Origin of the sequence: Microbacterium karelineae (assembly GCF_009745985.1) — a bacterium.
In the GTDB taxonomy this organism is placed as follows: domain Bacteria; phylum Actinomycetota; class Actinomycetes; order Actinomycetales; family Microbacteriaceae; genus Microbacterium; species Microbacterium karelineae.
This window is the reverse complement of the sequence record NZ_WFIX01000175.1, coordinates 153,030-171,074: the sequence shown is the minus strand read 5'-3', so window position 1 is coordinate 171,074 and position 18,045 is coordinate 153,030. Positions and strand designations below refer to the sequence as shown.

Annotated in this window: 16 protein-coding genes; all 16 read right to left on the bottom strand. The window is 70.4% G+C overall.

The annotated features are described in order from the left end of the window. Window positions 1-106: 106 nt before the first annotated feature. Entirely contained in the window at window positions 107-895 is a 789-nt protein-coding gene (gene tpiA / locus GB932_RS04075) for a triose-phosphate isomerase (RefSeq protein WP_156759424.1), read from the bottom strand. Further along, a complete protein-coding gene (locus tag GB932_RS04070; RefSeq protein WP_156759423.1) occupies window positions 886-2,100 on the bottom strand; it encodes a phosphoglycerate kinase in 1,215 nt (404 codons plus the stop codon). The genes tpiA and GB932_RS04070 overlap by 10 nt, the downstream gene beginning before the upstream one ends. Window positions 2,101-2,203: 103 nt before the next feature. Continuing rightward, window positions 2,204-3,211, bottom strand: a complete 1,008-nt coding sequence (gap, locus tag GB932_RS04065; protein WP_156759422.1) for a type I glyceraldehyde-3-phosphate dehydrogenase — start codon at window positions 3,209-3,211, stop codon at window positions 2,204-2,206. 111 nt (window positions 3,212-3,322) lie between these two features. Next, a complete protein-coding gene (locus GB932_RS04060) occupies window positions 3,323-3,949 on the bottom strand; it encodes a superoxide dismutase (RefSeq protein WP_156759421.1) in 627 nt (208 codons plus the stop codon). Window positions 3,950-4,086: 137 nt separating this feature from the next. Continuing rightward, window positions 4,087-5,067, bottom strand: a complete 981-nt coding sequence (whiA, locus tag GB932_RS04055; protein WP_156759420.1) for a DNA-binding protein WhiA — start codon at window positions 5,065-5,067, stop codon at window positions 4,087-4,089. Between the two features lie 132 nt (window positions 5,068-5,199). Further along, the gene (gene rapZ / locus GB932_RS04050) at window positions 5,200-6,078 is read right to left on the bottom strand and encodes an RNase adapter RapZ (RefSeq protein WP_156759419.1); all 879 of its coding nucleotides are present in this window, start codon (window positions 6,076-6,078) and stop codon (window positions 5,200-5,202) included. Window positions 6,079-6,111: 33 nt separating this feature from the next. Further along, window positions 6,112-8,019: an excinuclease ABC subunit UvrC gene (gene uvrC, locus GB932_RS04045; RefSeq protein WP_156759418.1), complete on the bottom strand. Its 1,908-nt coding sequence runs from the start codon at window positions 8,017-8,019 to the stop codon at window positions 6,112-6,114. 3 nt (window positions 8,020-8,022) lie between these two features. Further along, entirely contained in the window at window positions 8,023-10,947 is a 2,925-nt protein-coding gene (gene uvrA, locus GB932_RS04040) for an excinuclease ABC subunit UvrA (protein ID WP_156759417.1), read from the bottom strand. A 74-nt stretch (window positions 10,948-11,021) separates the two neighbouring features. Further along, entirely contained in the window at window positions 11,022-11,525 is a 504-nt protein-coding gene (locus GB932_RS04035; protein WP_156759416.1) for a hypothetical protein, read from the bottom strand. After that, window positions 11,522-12,766: a DUF58 domain-containing protein gene (locus tag GB932_RS04030; RefSeq protein WP_156759415.1), complete on the bottom strand. Its 1,245-nt coding sequence runs from the start codon at window positions 12,764-12,766 to the stop codon at window positions 11,522-11,524. The genes GB932_RS04035 and GB932_RS04030 overlap by 4 nt, the downstream gene beginning before the upstream one ends. Further along, window positions 12,763-13,719, bottom strand: coding sequence for an AAA family ATPase (locus tag GB932_RS04025; RefSeq protein ID WP_156759414.1), 957 nt, complete (start codon window positions 13,717-13,719; stop codon window positions 12,763-12,765). Before GB932_RS04025 ends, GB932_RS04030 begins: the two co-directional genes overlap by 4 nt. Then, window positions 13,716-14,213 (bottom strand): hypothetical protein, encoded by a 498-nt coding sequence (locus GB932_RS04020; RefSeq protein ID WP_156759413.1) that lies wholly within the window; start codon window positions 14,211-14,213, stop codon window positions 13,716-13,718. Before GB932_RS04020 ends, GB932_RS04025 begins: the two co-directional genes overlap by 4 nt. Further along, window positions 14,210-14,935 (bottom strand): DUF4129 domain-containing protein, encoded by a 726-nt coding sequence (locus GB932_RS04015; protein ID WP_156759412.1) that lies wholly within the window; start codon window positions 14,933-14,935, stop codon window positions 14,210-14,212. The genes GB932_RS04020 and GB932_RS04015 overlap by 4 nt, the downstream gene beginning before the upstream one ends. A 38-nt stretch (window positions 14,936-14,973) precedes the next feature. Then, window positions 14,974-17,061: an excinuclease ABC subunit UvrB gene (uvrB, locus tag GB932_RS04010; protein ID WP_156759411.1), complete on the bottom strand. Its 2,088-nt coding sequence runs from the start codon at window positions 17,059-17,061 to the stop codon at window positions 14,974-14,976. A 45-nt stretch (window positions 17,062-17,106) separates the two neighbouring features. Beyond that, window positions 17,107-17,430 (bottom strand): cupin domain-containing protein, encoded by a 324-nt coding sequence (locus GB932_RS04005; RefSeq protein ID WP_231915992.1) that lies wholly within the window; start codon window positions 17,428-17,430, stop codon window positions 17,107-17,109. Then, on the bottom strand, window positions 17,427-18,044 hold the full coding sequence (coaE, locus tag GB932_RS04000; RefSeq protein WP_156759410.1) for a dephospho-CoA kinase: 618 nt from the start codon (window positions 18,042-18,044) through the stop codon (window positions 17,427-17,429). The genes GB932_RS04005 and coaE overlap by 4 nt, the downstream gene beginning before the upstream one ends. Window position 18,045 lies beyond the last annotated feature (1 nt).

Below are 18,045 nucleotides of genomic sequence, written 5' to 3'. Positions count from 1 at the left end.
CGATGTGGCCTTTCCGTCGTACGCCGCTTGGGCGGTCGCACAATCCCTCAGTATATGCGCGAAGTGCCGCCGCGCGGAAACCACGCGGCGGCACTCGCGGACAAGGTCAGACTCCGACGTGCTTCCGGAAGCGGATGATCGAGCTGAATTCGTCGACCTTCAGGCTGCCGCCGCCGACGAGCGCGCCGTCGATGTCGGGCTCGCGCATGAAGGACGCGATGTTGCTCGACTTCACCGAGCCGCCGTACAGCACGCGCGTGGCGTCGCCCGCCTCGTCGCCCAGCTTCGCGCGGATGACGTCGCGGAGCTTCTGGCAGACCTCCTGGGCCTGCTCGGGCGTCGCGGCCTGTCCGGATCCGATGGCCCAGACGGGCTCGTAGGCGACGACGATCTCAGCACCCTTCGCGACGCCCTCGAGGGCGATCTCGAGCTGCGAGACGGGAACGGCGCTCGCGCCGAACTTCTCGAGGTCCTCGCTCGTCTCGCCGGCGCAGATCACGGGCACGAGCCCGTGCTTCAGCGCGGCGGTCACCTTCGCGGCGACGACCTCGTCGGTCTCTGCGTGGTATTCGCGGCGCTCCGAGTGGCCGATGATGACGGATCCGCAGTTCAGCTTGCTGAGGAACCCGCCCGAGACCTCGCCTGTGTAGGCACCCGAGTCGTGCGCCGAGAGGTCCTGTGCGCCGAGGCCGAACGGGATCTTGTCGGCGTCGAGCAGCGTCTGCACGCTGCGCAGGTCGGTGAACGGCGGGAACAGCGTCACGTCGACGTCGTCGAAGTCGTGCGACGCGTCCTTGAGGCTCCAATGGAGCTTCTGGACGAGCGCGACCGCCTGCAGGTGGTCGAGGTTCATCTTCCAGTTTCCCGCGATGAGCGGGGTGCGTGTCATTCCCATCCGAGGACCTCCAGTCCGGGGAGCTTCTTGCCCTCGAGGAACTCGAGGCTGGCGCCGCCGCCGGTCGACACGTGGCCGAACTGGTCGTCGGCGAAACCGAGCTTGCGCGCGGCCGCGGCGGAGTCTCCGCCTCCGACGACCGTGAGGCCGTCGGTCTGTGTGAGCGCCTGCGCGACGGCCTGGGTGCCGCCGGCGAACGCGTCGAACTCGAACACGCCCATGGGGCCGTTCCAGAACACCGTCTTCGAGGACGAGACCGCCGCCGCGAACTGCTCGGCCGTCTCAGGTCCGATGTCGAGGCCGATCGCGTCTGCGCCGATCGACGTGCCCTCGAGGGCGTCGCTCGGCGCGTTCTCGAACGCGGCGTCGGCCGCGAAGCCGGATGCCATGAGGCTGTCGACGGGGAGGAGCAGCTCGACGCCCTTCTCCTCCGCGGTGCGCATGTAGCCCTTCGCGGCCTCGATCTGGTCGGGCTCGACGAGGCTCTTGCCGATCGCGTGTCCCTGTGCGGCGAGGAAGGTGTAGGCCATTCCGCCGCCGATGAGGAGCTTCTCGACGCGCGGCAGCAGGCTGTCGATGACACCGAGCTTGTCGCTCACCTTGGAGCCGCCGAGGACGACCGTGTACGGCCGATCGGGCGAGGTGAGCAGGCGGTCGAGCACGCTCACCTCGTGGGCGACGAGGGTGCCGGCGGCGCTGGGGAGGATCTGCGCGAGCTCGTATACGCTCGCCTGCTTGCGGTGCACGACGCCGAACCCCTCGGACACCATGACATCGGCGAATGCGGCGAGCTGCTCGGCGAAGGCACGGCGCTCGGCGTCGTCCTTCGAGGTCTCGCCCGCGTTGAAGCGGAGGTTCTCGAGCACGGCGATCTGGCCGTTCTCGAGGGCCGCGACCGTCTGCACGGCCGAGTCGCCCACCGTGTCGGTCGCGAAGGCGACGGGCGCCCCGAGCAGCTCGCCGAGGCGATCCGCGACGGGCGCGAGAGAGTACTGGGGATCGGGGGATCCGTTCGGACGCCCCAGGTGGGACGACGTGACGACCGTCGCGCCGGCGTCGAGCAGGGCGCGCAGGGTCGGGAGCGCCGCGCGGATGCGACCGTCGTCGGTGATCGCGCCGTCTGCGAGCGGCACGTTGAAGTCGCAGCGGACGAAGACGCGCTTGCCCGCGAGGTCGCCCAGGGATTCGAGAGTACGGAGGGTCATCTTCTCGCCAATCTACAGCGAACGCCCGTCCGCCCGCGAAGCGGTTCGCGGTGCGGACGGGCGTTCGATCATCTGGTGTGGTGATGCGGCTCGGGGAGCCGGATCAGAGCTTCGCGCCGACGAACGCCGCGAGGTCGACGAGGCGGTTCGAGTAGCCCCACTCGTTGTCGTACCACGACGAGACCTTGGCCAGGTTGCCGCTGACGCTCGTGAGGCCCGAGTCGAAGATCGACGAGTGCGGATTCTGCTGGATGTCGCTCGAGACCAGCGGGTCCTCCGAGTACTGCAGGATGCCCTTGAGCGAGCCCTCGGCCGCGGCCGCACGGTAGGCCGCGTTGATCTCGTCGGCGGTCAGGCCGTCCTTGGTGACGAGCGTGAGGTCGACGATGGATCCCGTGGGGACCGGCACGCGGTAGCTGGTGCCGTCGAGCTTGCCGTTGAGCTCGGGGAGCACGAGGCCGATGGCCTTCGCGGCACCCGTCGAGGTCGGGACGATGTTGACGGCGGCGCCGCGCGCGCGACGGAGGTCCTTGTGGGGGCCGTCCTGAAGGTTCTGGTCGGCCGTGTAGGCGTGGGCCGTCATCATGAAGCCGCGCTCGATGCCGAAGGCGTCGTTGAAGACCTTCGCAAGCGGCGCGAGCGCGTTCGTCGTGCACGACGCGTTCGAGATGACGTGATCCGTCTCGGGGTTGTAGTCGTCTTCGTTCACGCCGATGACGAAGGTGGGGGCCGGGCCGCCGGCCGGGGCCGAGATGATGACCTTCTTGGCACCCGCCTGGATGTGCTTCTCGGCGTCCTCGGGCTTGGTGAAGAATCCGGTCGACTCGATGACGATGTCGACGCCGAGGTCGCCCCACGGCAGCTTGGCAGGGTCGCGCTCCGCGAAGGCCTTGATCTGGGTGCCGTCGACCGTGATCGACTCGTCATCGTACGTGACGTCCTTGCCGAGCGGGCCGCCGACGGAGTCGAACTTGAGCAGCTGGGCGAGCGACTTGTTGTCGGTCAGGTCGTTGACTGCGACGACCTCGATGTCCGCGCCCTGGCTGAGCGCGGCTCGAAGGAAGTTGCGTCCGATGCGGCCGAAGCCGTTGATACCGATCCGTGCGGACACTGAAGTCTCCTTGGGTGTCTGCCTCGTGCTGAGGCTCTTGATGGGGTGTTGCGGGTCGGAATGGGACGAGCCGGGCAGGTGGATCCGCACTCCGCCTGCCCGGCTCACGGGTCAGTTCGCGACGAGCAGGCCCGAGGTCTTCTCGCGGGCCGTGTCGAAGCGCTCTTTCACGTTGTCCCAGTTGACGATGTTCCAGAACGCCTTGACGTAGTCGCCCTTGACGTTCTGGTAGTCGAGGTAGAAGGCGTGCTCCCACATGTCGAGCAGCAGGATCGGAACCGTGCCGGCGGCGAACTGCGACTGCTGGTCGAAGAACTGCTGGATCACGAGGTTCTCGCCGATCGAGTCCCAGAACACGCCGGCCCAGCCAGAGCCCTGGATGCCCATCGCGGCGGCCGTGAACTGGCCCTGGAAGCCGTCGAACGAGCCGAAGTGCTCGTCGATCGCCGCAGCGATCTCGCCCTCCGGACGCTCCTGGCCCTCCGGCGTGAGGTTCGTCCAGAAGATCGAGTGGTTCGTGTGTCCGCCGAGGTGGAACGCGAGGTCCTTCTCGAGCTTGTTGATGGAGCCGAAGCTGCCCGTCTCGCGCGCCTCAGCCATCTGCTCGAGCGCCGTGTTGGCGCCCGCGACATATGCGGCGTGGTGCTTCGAGTGGTGCAGCTCCATGATGCGGCCGCTGATGTGGGGCTCGAGCGCGCCGTAGTCGTAGGTGAGTTCGGGAAGAGTGTACTTGGCCATCAGTCGCCTTCTCCTTCGTGCCGGATCCTCGAAAATCGCACGCCGCGATTCGAGCGGACGATCTCATCCTAGTGACGCCGGAGGCCGAGGTCACACGCGCATGACATCTCGTGACCACGAGCGCGCCTCGACCGGCGTCAGGCGGTCTCGACCTGCGGCGGGACGGCAGACTCCGTGCCCGGAATGCTCTCGGCGGTGGCGCGCTTGTCTGCCATCGCGAGGAGCCGACGGATCCGGCCTGCGACGGCGTCCTTCGTGAGGGGCGGATCCGCGTGATGGCCGAGCTCGTCGAGACTCGCGTCGCGGTGCGCGAGCCGCAGCTCACCCGCCTGCTTCAGGTGATCCGGGACGTTGTCTCCGAGGATCTCGAGAGCGCGCTCGACGCGCGCGCACGCCGCGACGGCGGCCTGCGCGGAACGGCGCAGGTTCGCGTCGTCGAAGTTGACGAGGCGGTTCACACCCGCGCGCACCTCGCGGCGCTGCCGCATCTCATCCCAGCTCTCGGCGGCGCTCGTCGCGCCCATCGCGAGCAGCATCCCGCGGATCGCCTCGGCGTCGCGGATCACCACGCGGGGGACGCCGCGGACCTCGCGCTGCTTCGCCGCGATCCCGATGCGGTGCGCCGCGCCGACGAGGGCCATGCCCGCCTCGCCCGACGGGCAGGCGACCTCGAGCGAGGCCGAACGCCCCGGCTCCGATACGGATCCCGCGGCGAGGAACGCGCCGCGCCAGACGGCGGCCAGGTCCTCCTGGTTGCCGGTCGTGAGGCGGTTCGGCAGGCCGCGCACGGGGCGACGGCGCATGTCGAGAAGGCCGGTCTGGCGCGCGAGCGTCTCGCCGCCGTTCACGATCCTCACGGCGAATCGCTCGCCGTCGCGGGCACCGGACGACTGGATGTGCGCCAGCTCGGGCCGCACCCCGTAGATCTCGGCGATGTCGCGCGCGGTGCGCAGCGCGAGGCGGCGGTCGTCGACCTCGGCCTCGACGGCGACGCGGCCCGCGATCGAGTGCAGGCCTCCGGCGAAGCGCAGAAGCGCGGTCGTCTCGGCGACTCGTACGTTCGGGCGCGGGTCGCGCACGGCGATGAGCTCGGCCTTCACTTCGGCGGTCAGTGCCACGGATCTCCTCACTCGAAAAGGCATCACGCTCTGGCTCAGAGCGGGTGTTCCAGACTACCGGCCGCCCTCGGCCGGGCCGTGGTCGAACTCCCAGCGGATCGGGCTATGAAGGAGGGGGGGCGGCCCTCGCGCTCACTCGCGGCCGAGGTCGCGATGTCGTACGCGCACCTGCACGCCCGGCAGGCGCTCGAGCAGGGCTCCGAGCGCGAGCGCCATCGCGACGGAGCGGTGCTTCCCGCCGGTGCAGCCGACGGCGATCGTCGAGTGACTCTTGTTCTCACGCTGATATCCGTCGAGGACGGGGCCCAGCGCCGTCGCGTACGCGTCGAGGAACTCGGCGGCCCCCGGCTGCGAGAGCACGTAGTCGCTGACGGCCTCATCCTCGCCCGTGAGATTCCTCAGCTCGTCGTTCCAGAACGGATTCGGCAGGAACCGCATATCGGCGACGAGATCGGCGTCGGCCGGCAGTCCGTATTTGAAGCCGAAGCTGAGGATCGTCACGCGGTGCCGTGGGGCGTCGTCGTCCTCGAAGAGGTCGGCCGTGCGGCGAGCGAGCTGGTGGATGTTGAGGTTCGACGTGTCGATCGTCACGTCGCTGCGCTCGCGCACCGCCTGCAGGTGCCGGCGCTCCTCCCGGATCCCGTCGAGGATCGTGCCATCGGCCTGCAGCGGGTGCGGTCGTCGCACCTGCTCGAACCGCCGCACGAGCACCTCGTCGCTCGCATCGAGGAACACGATGCGCAGGTTGTTGGCGTCGCGCAGCTGCTGTGCGGCCGCCGGCAGGTCGGCGAACAGCCCTCCCCCGCGCACGTCGACGACGGCCGCGACGCGCGGCAGCTGCTCGCCGACGCGTCCCGCGAGCTCGAGCAGGGGGCTCAGCATCTGCGGCGGGAGGTTGTCGACGACGTACCAGCCGTGGTCCTCGAGAGCGTTCGCGACGGTCGACCGCCCCGCCCCGGACATCCCGGTCACGATGAGGATCTCGCCCCGGCCTGCGCTGTCGTCGGTCACGGTGGTCACACTATCGGGTGGGGAGCCCGCAGTTCATCCCTGCGCGAGGGTCGCGTGGATCGTCTGGGCGAGGCGCGAGCCGATTCCGGGCAGCTCCTCGAGCTGCTCCACGGTCGCCTCGCGGAGCGCCGCGACGGATCCGAAGTGACGGAGGAGGGCCTTGATGCGCGCGTCGCCGAGACCGGGGACGTCCGCGAGGACGCTGCGGATGTCGCGCCGGCGCCGGGCGCGCTGATGGCGGATCGCGAATCGATGCGCCTCGTCGCGCAGCCGCTGCACGAGGTAGAGCGCCTCGGACGAGCGCGGCAGGATCACGGGGTAGTCGTCGTCCGGCAGCCAGAGCTCCTCGAGGCGCTTCGCGATGCCCGCGAGCGCGATGTCGGTGCGGCCCGCCTCGCGCAGCGCCCGCGCCGCGGCGTTCACCTGCGGCTGCCCGCCGTCGACGAGGAGGAGCTGCGGCGGGTACGAGAAGCGCCGCCGCGGGCTCGTCTCGGTGACGACGCCCTCCTCGTCGCGCGTCGCGAGCTCGGCGGCGTCGACGGGCGCGTCGGCCGGCTCGTCGAGGTGTGCGAGGCGGCGGGTGAGCACCTGGTGGATGCTGTCGGTGTCGTCGGTCGTCGAGGTGATCGAGAACGACCGGTACTGGTCCTTGCGCGGCAGGCCGTCTTCGAAGACCACCATGGATCCGACGACGTTCGTCCCCTGCAGATGGGAGATGTCGTAGCACTCGATGCGGAGGGGTGCCTCGCTCATGCCGAGCGCCTCCTGGAGATCGGCGAGCGCCTGTGTGCGCGTCGCGTAATCGCTCGTGCGCTGGGATTTGCGGCGCACGAGCGCCTGCTGGGCGTTGAGCGTCGCGCTGCGCACGAGCTCGGCCCTCTGTCCGCGCTGCGCGACCTGGATCTCGACCTTCGCCCCCCGCCTGTCGCGGAGGAACTGCTCGAGTTCGTCGTGGGCGGGCGGCAGCTCCGGCACGAGCACGTTGCGAGGTACGTCGGCGCCGCCGACCTCGCCGTATGCGCGCTGCAGCACCTGGTCGACGAGATCGCCGCCCGAGATGTCGAGCTCCTTGTCGATCGCGTGCGATGAGACGCCGCGCACGCGGCCCCCGCGGATGACGAACACGTGCACGGCGGCGTCGAGCTCGTCCTCGGCGATGCCGAAGACGTCGGCATCGGCGTCCTCCGGCAGCACGAGCGCGCTCTTCGTGAGGACGGCGTCGATCGATTCCAGCTGATCGCGCAGCCGCGCAGCGAGCTCGAACTCGAGCGCCGCCGCGGCCTCCTTCATGCGCGCCGTGAGGTCGCGCCGGAACCGCTCGTCGCCGCCCTGCATGAACGCGACGAAGTCGTCGACGATCGCGCGGTGCTCCTCGATCGTCACGCGCTGCGAGCAGGGGCCGCCGCACTTGCCGATCTGCCCCGGGAAGCAGGGTCTGCCCGACTGCATCGCGCGCTTGTACGACGAGTCGCTGCAGGTGCGGATCGGGAACACCTTGAGCATGAGGTCGATCGTGTCGCGCACCGCCCACACCTTCGGGTACGGACCGAAGTACTTCGCCCCGCGGATCCTCCGATTGCGCGTCACCATGACGCGCGGGGCCTCGTCGGCGAGCGTGACCGCGAGGAACGGGTACGACTTGTCGTCGCGGTACTTGACGTTGAAGGGCGGATCGAACTCCTTGATCCACTGGTACTCGAGCTGCAGCGAATCGACGTCGGTCGGCACGACCGTCCACTCGACCTTCGTCGCCGTGGTGACCATGCGGCGCGTGCGCTCGTGGAGCGTGTGGAGCGGGGCGAAGTAGTTCGACAGCCGCTGGCGCAGGTTCTTCGCCTTGCCGACGTAGAGCACGCGCCCCTCCGGCCCGAGGAAGCGGTACACGCCCGGGTTCGTCGGGATCTCGCCGGGCCGCGGCTTGTACGGGAGCTGGTCGGCCACGCGCTACCTCGCGAGCGCCGCGGCCGCCCGCCCGCCCGTCGCCCCGGCGCGGCGGCGCTCGACGTAGCCGAGCGTCTCGGCGAGGAACGCGCCGGTGTGGCTGGTCTCGTGCTTCGCGATCTGCTCGGGGGTGCCCGTCGCGACGATCATGCCGCCGCCCGAGCCGCCCTCGGGACCGAGGTCGAGGATCCAGTCGGCCGACTTGATGACGTCGAGGTTGTGCTCGATGACGACGACCGTGTTGCCCTTGTCGACGAGGCCGTTCAGCACCTGCAGGAGCTTGCGCACGTCCTCGAAGTGCAGGCCCGTCGTCGGCTCGTCGAGCACGTAGATGCTGCGGCCCTTGCTGCGCTTCTGCAGCTCGGTCGCGAGCTTGACGCGCTGCGCCTCGCCGCCCGACAGGGTCGTGGCTGCCTGGCCGAGCCGCACATAGCCGAGCCCGACGTCGACGAGGGTCTTCATGTAGCGATGGATCGCCTGGATCGGCTCGAAGAACTCGGCCGCCTCCGCGATCGACATCTCGAGCACCTCGGCGATGTTCTTGCCCTTGTAGTGCACCTGGAGCGTGTCGCGGTTGTAGCGCCTGCCCTCGCACACCTCGCAGTCGACGTACACATCGGGCAGGAAGTTCATCTCGATCTTCAGCGTGCCGTCTCCCGAGCACGCCTCGCAGCGGCCGCCCTTGACGTTGAAGCTGAATCGGCCGGCCTGGTAGCCGCGCACCTTCGCCTCGGGCGTCTCGGCGAACAGGTTGCGGATGCGGTCGAACACCCCCGTATACGTCGCGGGGTTCGAGCGCGGCGTGCGCCCGATGGGCGCCTGGTCGACGTGCACGACCTTGTCGAGGTGCTCGAGGCCCGTGACGCGCTTGTGCTTGCCGGGCACCGTCCTGGCGCCGTTGAGCTTCTGCGCGAGCACCTCGAACAGGATGTCGTTGATGAGCGTCGACTTCCCGGATCCGCTCACGCCCGTGACGGCCGTGAGCACACCGAGCGGGATGTCGGCGTCGATGTCGCGGAGGTTGTTCTCGCGCGCTCCGACCACGCGCAGCATGCGCTTCCTGTCGATCCTGCGCCGCTTCGCCGGTGTGGCGATCTCGCGGCGGCCCGACAGGTAGTCGCCCGTGAGCGAGCGCTCCTCGTTCGCGAGCTCGGAGTAGGGGCCGGAGTGGATGACCTCTCCCCCGCCCTCGCCCGCGCGCGGCCCGATGTCGACGACCCAGTCGCTCGACTCGATCGTCTCCTCATCGTGCTCGACGACCACGAGGGTGTTGCCGAGGTCGCGCAGCGCCTCGAGTGTCTCGATGAGGCGCCGGTTGTCGCGCTGATGCAGGCCGATGGAGGGCTCGTCGAGCACGTACAACACGCCCGTGAGGCCCGTGCCGATCTGCGTGGCGAGGCGGATGCGCTGCGCCTCACCGCCCGAGAGCGATCCCGCGGCGCGGCTGAGGGTGAGGTAGTTCAGGCCCACCCGCAGCAGGAACTCGAGGCGCACGCGGATCTCGCGCAGCACCTGCGCGGCGATCGCGGCCTCGCGGTCGGTCAGCTCGATCGAGTTCACGAGCTCCATCGACTCGTCGAGGCTGAGCTCGGCGGTCTCGGCGATCGAACGCCCGGCGACCTTGACGGCGAGCACCTCGGGCTTCAGGCGAGCGCCGTCGCAGACGGAGCAGGGGATCTCGCGCAGATAGTCGGCCCATCGCGCCCGCTGCGTGTCGGACTCGGCCTGTGCGTACTGGCGCTCGATATAGGGCACGACGCCCTCGAACCCGCTCGCGTATCGCACCTCGCGACCCCAGCGGTTCTTGTAGCGCACGTTGACCTTGTAGTCCTGCCCGAAGAGCACCGCCTCACGCACCATCTCGGGAAGCGCCGCCCACGGTGTATGCAGGGAGAAGCTCAGGTCGTCGGCGAGGCCCTCGAGGAGCCGCTCGTAGTACTGGAACAGCCCCTTGCCCTGGGTCGTCCACGGGATGATCACGCCGTCGGCGATCGACATCTCGTCGTCGGCGAGCATGAGGTCGGTGTCGACGGACATCTTCGTGCCGAGGCCGGAGCACGCCGGGCAGGCGCCGAACGGCGCGTTGAACGAGAAGGTGCGCGGCTCGATCTCGGTCAGCTGCAGCGGGTGCCCGTTGGGGCACGCGAGGTTCTCGCTGAACGACTGCCACGCGTCGTCGCCGGACTCGTCGATGAGGTTGACCTGGATCACGCCGCCCGCGAGGTCGCGCGCCGTCTCGACCGAGTCGGTGACGCGGCCGATGATGCTCTCGCCGCGCGCCACGAGGCGGTCGACGACGACCGAGATGTCGTGCTTGTACGACTTCTTGAGCTTCGGCGGTTCGGCCAGCTGGATGAGATCGCCGTCGACGATCGCACGCGAGAAGCCCTTCGCCCCGAGCTCCTGGAAGAGGTCGACGAACTCGCCCTTCTTCTGGCTGACGACGGGGGCGACGATCTGGTAGCGCGTGCCCTCCGGCAGCTCGATGAGCTGATCGGCGATCTGCTGGACCGTCTGCCGCTCGATCGTCGCGTCGCACACGGGGCAGTGCGGGATGCCGATGCGCGCCCAGAGCAGGCGCATGTAGTCGTAGATCTCGGTGATCGTGCCGACCGTCGAGCGCGGGTTGCGGTTGGTCGACTTCTGGTCGATCGACACGGCGGGGCTGAGGCCCTCGATCGCGTCGACGTCGGGTCGGTCGACCTGACCGAGGAACTGCCGCGCGTATGCGCTGAGCGACTCGACGTAGCGCCGCTGGCCCTCGGCGAAGATCGTGTCGAAGGCGAGGCTCGACTTCCCGGAGCCGCTGAGGCCCGTGAAGACGATCATCCTGTCGCGCGGCACCTCGAGATCGACGTTCTTGAGGTTGTGCACGCGCGCACCGCGCACGGTGATCTTCTGGTCGCTGGCTACGGGAATGATCGGCACGCGACAAGTCTAGGGCGGATCACCGACAAGTGGACATTTGTTCGAGCGTTTCGCACAGGGAACTCGAAGATCCGTCACCCGCGCCGCCCGCGCGCGCTCGCATGGAACGCGAGCGCGACGATCCCGAGAGCGGCCGCGCCCGCGGGCGCGAGCCAGACGAGGCCGGGCCCCGGGGGCAGCCCGACGGCGAGGATCGCAGCCGCCTGCCCGATGGCCTGCACGGCGACGAACCGGATCGCGCCCGGCCGCGCCGCGCGGAGGGTGACCCGCGCGCGGACGGGGATGACGAGGCTCGCGGATGTCAGGACGTGGATCGCATGCACGATCAGCACGGCCGCGCACGCCCGCGCGAGAGACGGATCCTGCTGGAGGAGCGCCATGACGACGAGCGCCGCCACGAGGTACCCCGTGCGCAGGGGCCGGGCGATCGCGGCGAGGATCCCGCAGGCTGCGGCGGCGACCTGCCAGAGCGTCACCTCGTTCAGCAGCCCGCCGGCCGCCGCCGCGGCCGCGAGAGCGATCCGGGGCGCGATGCCCGGGAGCGCGGCCGGCGCACGCAGGCGGTGCGCCGCGCTCATGCGCGCCTCCGCGCGAGCAGGTCGAGCTGCCGCGCACCGTCGTCGTGCCAGCGGACGACGTCGACGCGCGCGTGCCGCAGCGATCTGACGACCTCCTCCCGCTGCGCCTGCACGACGCGCAGCCCCAGCAGCTCCGCGGAGCTGAGCCGCGATGGATCCGTGCGCGGCAGCACGTCGATCGCCACGACGCGATGCCCGACGGCCGCCCACCGCAGCGCGAGTTCGACCGGCGCCGGCTCGAGGAACGTCGCCGCCACGTACACGATCGCACCGCGCTCGACGGGCGGCATCCGCGTCGCCGTGGACGCATCGCGCGGCTCGATCGCCGAGATCTCGTGCACGAGGCGCGCGAGCTGCCGCGCCCCCGATCCGGCGCGGACGACGCGACCGCCGCGACCGAGCTCGATCAGGCCGACGCGATCGCCGGAGGCGACGGCGGCGGCCGCGACCGAGCGCGCCGCCTCGCGCGCGAGGTCGAGGGACGTGGTGCCGCTCGTCTCGGGATCGCCCGTCGCCCAGGTGCCGACCACCTCGCCGACGTCGACGGTCGCGTCGACGACGAGAGCGACCGACGCATCGCTCATCGCGTCGACGCGGCGCACATACAGGTCGCCCGCCCGGCGCGAGAGCCGGGCCGTGGCCTTCCAGTCGACGCGGCGGAGCTCGTCGCCCGGGGCGAACGGGTGGATGTCGCGGAAGTCTCCGCCCTGGCCGGCGCGGCGGCCGGGGTGCGCTCCGTGCAGGCCGGTGAGGCGGGTCGGCACGGGCAGGGCGGCGATGGGGCGTGCGATGGGCATGACGGCGTCGCGGTTCCGCGCGGGGGCGCTGTGCGCGCCCGCGTCGCCCGCATCGACGTCGATCGCGCGGACGGTGGCGGCGACGGGGACCCACGGGCCGGAGTGCCGCGGCCTGCTGCGCGCCTCGATCGTCTCTCCCGGCGCGACGATGACGTGCCGCGGGGCCGTCTGTGCGAGCGAGACGACGACGTGCGCTGTCTCGCCCTCCGAATCGACGCGGATCGGGGTGACGACGACGTCCGCCTCGTCGTGGGCGGGCGGGCCGACCGCGAGGCGCGGTTCGGGATCCGGTCGGCCGCGCGCCGCGCCCATCGCGGCGCAGAGGGCGAGCGGCAGGCCGACGGCGGCGACGTCGGCGCGGGACGTGAGCAGGCCGATCGTCGCGAGCAGCAGCGCCACGACCGCGCCGGCAGCGACGCCCGTTCCGATGCGCCCGTGCGTCACGACGCCGATTCCACCGTGGGAGGCACGGCGACCTGCGGGACGACGCGCTCGACGATGTGCGCCGGCGAGGTGCCGGCGGCCCACGCGCGCGTCGTGAGGGTGAGGCGGTGCGCGAGGACGGGGACGGCGACGCGCTTGACGTCGTCGGGCCGCACATAGGCGCGCCCGCCGATTGCGGCGAGGGCGCGCGCGAGCAGGAGGAGGGTCTGGGATCCGCGCGGCGAGGCGCCCACGGCGACGTCGGGATCGTCGCGGGTCGCGCGGGTGAGATCGACGCAGTAGCGCACGATGTCGGCGTCGACGTGCAGCGCCTCGACCGCATGCTGAAGCGCGAGGAACCCGGCCGCGTCGATCACGGGATCGACCTCGGCGGCCTCGCGCTGGCGCGCGACGCGCGCGAACAGGATCCCTGCCTCGTCCTCGGCCGACGGATACCCGACGCCGAGGCGCACCATGAACCGGTCGAGCTGAGCCTCCGGCAGCGCGTACGTGCCCTCGTACTCGATCGGATTCGACGTGGCGATGACGTGGAACGGTTCGGGCAGCGGGAATCGCCGCCCCTCGACCGTGACCTGCCGCTCGGCCATCGCCTCGAGCAGCGCCGACTGCGTCTTCGGCGTGGTCCGATTGATCTCGTCGGCGAGCAGAAGGCCCGTGAAGATCGGCCCCTCGCGGAAGGAGAAGTCACCGCTGCCCGGCTCGTAGACATACGACCCCGTGACGTCGCCCGGGAGCATGTCGGGCGTGCACTGCAGGCGCCGGAACTCGAGGCCGATCGCGCTCGCGATGCTGCGCGCCGCGAGGGTCTTCCCGAGCCCCGGCACATCCTCGAACAGCACGTGACCGCCGGCGAGCAGCGACGCGAGGGCGATCTCGAGGGGTTCGTCCATTCCGACCACGACGGTGCGGACGCGTTCGAGGATCGCCTGTGCGGGGCCTGCGACATCGGTCATTCGAGCTCTCTTTCGGATGATGTGGGCGAGGCCGCGGCGTCGCGCTGCGTGTGTTCGATGTGACGGAGGATCTCGTCGAGGTCGACGAGGGTGAGGGGACGCGCGTCGATCAGGCGGGGCGCGGCGGGACCGGCGAGGCGCTCGATGTCGCCGCGGCGGTCGGGATCGTCGGGGTCGACGCCGCGCGCCTCCAGCACTCCGCGGACGAGGTCGCGCGCCCGGATGCGCGCCGATGCCCGGAGCTCGCCCGTACGATCGTCGACGGCCCACTCGAACGCCCGGATGTCGCCCCGTCTGCCGGCGTCGCGATCGGGGACCTCCAGGCCGAGGGGCGGCGGCGCGTCGGACCGCCGCGCGTGCCCGACGCCGATGTCGATGACGGCGACGAGGCCGCCCCAGGCGATCGCGAACGGCGCCTGGACGCCGACGACGAGCAGGATGACGATCGCGCCGCCGCCGAGGGCGGCCGCGCGGATCAGCTGGCCGGGCGTCATGTCCAGGCCTCGCGCACCCGCATCAGGCTCTCGCGCGCCGCGGCGCGGTCGGCGGCCGTCGCCTCGTATGCGCCGAATCGCACCCGCTCGTAGAGGTCGAGGAGGCGCCGGAGGTCGTCGTGTGCGCCGGCGCGCTCGCCGAGGATCCGCGCCGCGAACTCGCCGGGCGTCTCGGCGGCGCCGCGCGCCCGGCCGGCGTCCTCGGCCGTCTCCTCGAGGCCGATCCACGCGGAGATGATGGCGTCACCTGGCGCGCTCGCGCTCTCGATGCGGGCGAGGGCGCCGTCGATGCCCCGCCTGATGACGGGCGCGGACACGGCCTGCGCCGGTTCGGCGCCTGATCCGATCGCGTCGACGGCGACACCGTCGCGACGAGCGCGCGATCTGAGGCGCAGGAGCCGCCGCACGATCATCGCGACGAGGATCACCGCCCCGAGCGCGAGCAGCGCGAGCAGGATGATCCGCAGCGGGGTTCCCGGACCGAAGAGCTCGGAGAGGTCGAAGAGCGCCTCGCCGTCGCCTTCGGGGAACGCTGTCGGCCCGCCCGGCGTCGGCGCCGGCGGTTCGATCTCGCGTTCGATCTCGAACGACGGCGGCGAGAGGAGCGGGCGCCCCTGCCAGGCGGCGGCGAGGATCACGACCGCGAAGCAGGCGCCGACAAGACCCGCTAGGTGGGGCGGTCCGCGCCGCTTCCGCGTCGTCGTGTCCGGATCCGCCCCCATGCCACCCACCCTATTCGCGCGCCGCGACCGCCCGTCGCCTAGGCGTGGCCGGCCTTCTCCATCTGCCGGAGCGCGGATTTCAGATCCTGCACCTCGTCGCGCAGGCGCGCGGCCAGCTCGAATTTGAGCTGCTCGGCGGCCGCCACCATCTGCTGAGTGAGGTCGGCGATCGTCTCCTCGAGCTGCTCTGCCCCCTCGGCGGCGATCCCCTCGTGCTTCCGCACCGGTGTCGCGGCGCGCCCGCGCCCGCCGTCCTTGACACGCGGATCCTTCTTTCGGGACCCGAGCAGCTCGGCGGTGTCGGCCTCTTCCTTGGCGAGTGCGTCGGTGATGTCGGCGATCTTCTTGCGCAGCGGCTGCGGGTCGATCCCGTGCTCGGTGTTGTAGGCGACCTGGATCTCGCGGCGTCGGTTGGTCTCGTCGAGGGCGCGCTGCATCGACCTGGTCACGGTGTCGGCGTACATATGCACCTGGCCCGAGACGTTTCGGGCGGCACGCCCGATGGTCTGGATGAGCGAGGTGTCGCTGCGGAGGAAGCCCTCCTTGTCGGCGTCGAGGATCGCGACGAGCGACACCTCAGGCAGGTCGAGCCCCTCTCGCAGGAGATTGATGCCGACGAGCACGTCGTAGACGCCCTGGCGCAGCTCGGTGAGCAGCTCGACGCGGCGCAGCGTGTCGACGTCGCTGTGCAGGTAGCGCACGCGGACACCGTGCTCGTCGAGGAAGTCGGTGAGCTCCTCCGCCATCTTCTTCGTGAGCGTCGTGACGAGGACGCGCTCGTCCTTCTCGGCGCGGATGCGGATCTCCTCGAGGAGGTCGTCGATCTGTCCCTTCGTGGGCTTGAGGACGACCTCTGGGTCGATGAGACCGGTGGGGCGGATGATCTGCTCGACGATGCCGTCTGCGATGCCCATCTCATACCGCCCGGGGGTCGCCGACAGGTAGACCGACTGCCCGATGCGCTCCTTGAACTCGTCGAATCGCAGCGGCCGGTTGTCGAGGGCGCTCGGCAGACGGAAACCATGCTCGACGAGCGTGCGCTTGCGCGACGCATCGCCCTCGTACATGGCGCCGATCTGCGGAACCGTGACGTGCGACTCGTCGATGACCATGACGAAGTCGTCGGGGAAGAAGTCGAGAAGGGTGTGCGGGGGCTCGCCCGCCTCGCGGCCGTCGAGGTGACGCGAGTAGTTCTCGATACCGGAGCAGAAGCCGATCTGCTGCAGCATCTCGAGGTCGAAGCTCGTGCGCATCTTGAGGCGCTGCGCCTCGAGCAGCTTGCCCTGGCCCTCGAGTTCGGCGAGGCGCTCGGCGAGCTCGACCTCGATGGTCTTGATCGCGCGGGCGACGGTGTCGGCGCCGGCGGCGTAGTGCGTCGCCGGGAAGACGGCGACGGCGTCCAGCTTCTCGATGACCTCGCCCGTGAGCGGATGCAGCTTCTGGATCGCCTCGATCTCGTCGCCGAACAGCTCGATGCGGATCGCGTACTCCTCGTACACGGGGATGATCTCGATCGTGTCGCCCCGCACCCGGAAGTTGCCGCGCGAGAAGTCGACGTCGTTCCGGTTGTACTGCATGTTGATGAACTGGCGGATGAGCGCGTCGCGGTCGTATCGCTCTCCCACCTGGAGAGCGACGAGCGAGCGCAGGTACTCCTCCGGTGAGCCGAGGCCGTAGATGCACGACACGGTGCTGACGACGATGACGTCGCGGCGGCTGAGCAGGGAGTTCGTCGTCGAGTGCCGCAGCCGCTCGACCTCGGCGTTGATCGAGCTGTCTTTCTCGATGAAGGTGTCGGACTGCGGCACGTAGGCCTCGGGCTGGTAGTAGTCGTAGTACGACACGAAGTACTCGACCGCGTTGTTCGGCATGAGGTCGCGGAACTCGTTCGCGAGCTGCGCCGCGAGCGTCTTGTTGTGGGCGAGCACGAGGGTGGGGCGCTGGATCCGCTCGATCAGCCACGCCGTCGTCGCCGACTTGCCCGTTCCGGTCGCGCCGAGCAGCACGACGTCGGTCTCGCCAGCGTTGATGCGGTCGGCGAGCTCCTGGATGGCCTTGGGCTGGTCACCCGAGGGCTCGTACTCGCTGACCACCTCGAAAGGGCGCACGCTTCGTGTCGTCTGCATGTGATCCAGGCTAGGCGGGACCACCGACAAACGAGGCGGTCTTCCCTATTCGAGCCACTCCTGGATGAAATGATCGCTCGCGTGGATGTGGATCGCGGTGTATCCGCCGAGCGATCGGAACCGGTGCGGGAGGCCGGCGGGGGCGACGAGGATCTGGCCCGCGGATCCGACGACCTCCTCGTCGCCGAGCGTGAAGACGGCGGATCCGCCCTGGATCACGAAGGTCTCGTCGTACGGGTGGCGGTGCAGGCGCGGGCCCGCTCCTGCGGGCAGCTCGCGCTCGAAGAACATCGACACGCTCGATCCATGCGCGCGCCCCTCGAAGTCGCCGCCCGGGAGCTCGTTCCGCTCGATCGGCTCCGTGCTCACTCCCCGGCTCCTCCCGTCATCGTCCCGATCCGCCGCCACAGCTCGTCGGCCTGCCGCAGGGTCTCCTCGAGGGATCCATCGGTGTCGACCACGACATCGGCGAGGGCGAGGCGCTCGTCGTCGGTTGCCTGGCTGCTCACGCGCGACGCCGCTTCCTCGCGCGTCATGCCGCGGTCGTCGACCATCCGCCGGATGCGCGTCTCGGCCGGTGCGTGGGCCACGACGACGACGTCCCACTCCCCCGTCCCCCGCGCCTCGGCGAGCAGCGGGACGTCGTACACGACGACGGCCTGCGGGTCCGCGGCGAACGCCTCCGCGAACCGGCGCCGCGTCTCGTCGCGCACCGCGGGATGCACGATCGCGTTGAGTCGCGCGCGCCCCTCGTCATCGCCGAAGACGATGGATCCGAGCGCGGGACGGTCGAGGGATCCGTCGGGCGCGACGACACCGGCACCGAACGCGTCGACGATCTCGGCGAAGACGGGCTGTCCCGGCTGCTGCAGGTCGCGGACCGTCTGATCGGCGTCGACGACGACGGCACCGTGCTCCGCGAGGCGCCGCGCGATGGTCGACTTTCCCGACGCGATCCCGCCGGTGAGGGCGATGAGGGGCATG

Coding starts and splice junctions, on each gene's coding strand:
- GB932_RS04060 (WP_156759421.1), bottom strand. CDS start 3,949: ATGGCCAAGTACACTCTTCCCGAACTCACCTACGACTACGGCGCGCTC.
- GB932_RS04025 (WP_156759414.1), bottom strand. CDS start 13,719: ATGACCGATGTCGCAGGCCCCGCACAGGCGATCCTCGAACGCGTCCGC.
- GB932_RS04015 (WP_156759412.1), bottom strand. CDS start 14,935: ATGGGGGCGGATCCGGACACGACGACGCGGAAGCGGCGCGGACCGCCC.
- tpiA (WP_156759424.1), bottom strand. CDS start 895: ATGGGAATGACACGCACCCCGCTCATCGCGGGAAACTGGAAGATGAAC.
- GB932_RS04070 (WP_156759423.1), bottom strand. CDS start 2,100: ATGACCCTCCGTACTCTCGAATCCCTGGGCGACCTCGCGGGCAAGCGC.
- uvrB (WP_156759411.1), bottom strand. CDS start 17,061: ATGCAGACGACACGAAGCGTGCGCCCTTTCGAGGTGGTCAGCGAGTAC.
- coaE (WP_156759410.1), bottom strand. CDS start 18,044: ATGCCCCTCATCGCCCTCACCGGCGGGATCGCGTCGGGAAAGTCGACC.
- GB932_RS04020 (WP_156759413.1), bottom strand. CDS start 14,213: ATGACGCCCGGCCAGCTGATCCGCGCGGCCGCCCTCGGCGGCGGCGCG.
- GB932_RS04035 (WP_156759416.1), bottom strand. CDS start 11,525: ATGAGCGCGGCGCACCGCCTGCGTGCGCCGGCCGCGCTCCCGGGCATC.